Source organism: Peptostreptococcaceae bacterium (assembly GCA_016649995.1).
Classification (GTDB): Bacteria; Bacillota; Clostridia; order Peptostreptococcales; family BM714; genus BM714.
This window is the reverse complement of record JAENWJ010000103.1, coordinates 1-1,538: the sequence shown is the minus strand read 5'-3', so window position 1 is coordinate 1,538 and position 1,538 is coordinate 1. Positions and strand designations below refer to the sequence as shown.

Here is a 1,538-nt window from a genome sequence, read left to right as displayed (position 1 = left end):
CTTCGGACACTTATCTCCTGCCCAACGCGAGCGCTTTGGCTTTCTTTCTTCATCTTGATGAATTCACCATTTTTCTTCATGACAACCAAATCTTTTCCGTCAACCTCCATAACGATACCCTTCACAACATCACCTCCAATCTATATATTCCCTTATGTAGCGATAATCTCCGGTCAAAACCACTAAGAGACTCAATATATATATTCGTCCCCTTTCGAGTCTTTTGCGGGGTATCGGCTTTTTTTTCATGATTTTATTTATAGGAAGGCGATGGGTCCTCATTAGTTCATCCATCACATCGTCGTCGCGTGTCAAAAGCACTGCCAATTCCTTTAATTCGTGCCTAAGCCGTTCATGCTTTGGAGAATTTTTAACCAGGTCATCGAATGAAATTCCCCATGAACCCAATTCCTTTTTGTAGACTTCTATTTCCTCTGCCCTGTCTTCGGATTCCCTGCCAAGCCGATATGCCTCATTGGTCGAAACTACCTCGTACGACTTTATTCTGTTATCGCCATTATTAGTAAAATCAACCGGAATCGCATTGTCTTTTGAATTGCGCTTGCGATAGTCGTCTATGAGCCTTCGACTGATTATCTGCTTGGCGAGAGAAAGGAATCCACCCTTTTCAACTACGTATTTGGTGATAGCCTCATCAAAAGCCATCATTGCAATTCCCGACTCGTCGTCGGTGCCCTGTCTTATGTACCGGCCGGACTGTTTGGATGCGCAACTAAGTATGAACGGCATGTATTCTCTAATTAGTTCTTCCCGCATGGTTCGGTCGACCTTCGATAGAACAACTCTTTCCGCTAATGTGCCCATCCTTCTTCATCCCCTTCTCCTAAGACGTTTTAAAAATCTTTTTCAATAATCTCCTATAAGATCCACAAACCTCACATTGAGAAGCACCGTTTCAATCAGTTCTCCTCCCAAGGTTTTCTCCACTCTCAAGAGGAATTGCACAGTTCCATCTCCCGCCGGAATAATCATTATTCCTCCAACGGCCAATTGATCCGTAAGCGCTTTCGGCACATGGCGAGCCGCAGCCGTGACCATTATCCTGTCGAATGGAGCGTGCTCTATCCATCCCTTGCTTCCGTCGCCGATTAGATACTCAATGTTATTATACCCCAAAAGCGACAGCCTCTTTTCGCCTATTACAACAAAACCATCGACAAGGAATTTAAAATAATGAACGACTTCTTTTCAATCGCCTCAGAAAACTGCAACAAGCTCAATGCATCAAGATTCAAGTATATAAAATTCTTCCATTTCTGGTTGATGTCTGGTTGGCAGCTGAAAAAATAAGAAAATCTGTAGAAACAGCCACATGGGAAATAGAAAACCTGAGGGTTACCATAAGTGGAGGCGTATCGGAATATTCCGGCGAATACACGCATAACCTTGTTGGCAATGCAGAGCAAAAGCTTTACAGGGCAAAATCGCTTGAGAAAAACAGAATGGTCAAATCGAGTAGGAGGTCATTCATTAATTGAATGACCGACCTCTCACACCACCAGAGCGTACCGTTCGGT

The 1,538-nt window shown here is 43.6% G+C and carries 3 protein-coding genes and 1 pseudogene; 1 reads left to right on the top strand and 3 read right to left on the bottom strand.

Features of this window, described 5'->3' with window-relative positions; all coding sequences use genetic code 11:
* From JJE29_09505 to JJE29_09495, 3 genes and pseudogenes are all read right to left on the bottom strand, one after another.
* Positions 1-125 (bottom strand): anti-sigma factor domain-containing protein (locus JJE29_09505; GenBank protein ID MBK5252849.1); only part of this gene is annotated, 125 nt, incomplete at its 3' end.
* Positions 126-129: 4 nt separating this feature from the next.
* Positions 130-825 (bottom strand): RNA polymerase sigma-I factor, encoded by a 696-nt coding sequence (gene sigI, locus JJE29_09500; GenBank protein ID MBK5252848.1) that lies wholly within the window; start codon positions 823-825, stop codon positions 130-132.
* Positions 826-867: 42 nt separating this feature from the next.
* Positions 868-1,167: pseudogene (locus JJE29_09495) on the bottom strand (protein-L-isoaspartate O-methyltransferase).
* A 125-nt stretch (positions 1,168-1,292) separates the two neighbouring features.
* On the opposite strand from JJE29_09495, the gene JJE29_09490 reads away from it, so the two are divergent.
* Positions 1,293-1,499, top strand: a complete 207-nt coding sequence (locus JJE29_09490; GenBank protein MBK5252847.1) for a hypothetical protein — start codon at positions 1,293-1,295, stop codon at positions 1,497-1,499.
* The last annotated feature ends 39 nt before the right edge of the window (positions 1,500-1,538 follow it).

Excerpts from the sequence above, each read along its gene's own strand:
- sigI (MBK5252848.1), bottom strand. The coding sequence starts at position 825 with ATGGGCACATTAGCGGAAAGAGTTGTTCTATCGAAGGTCGACCGAACC.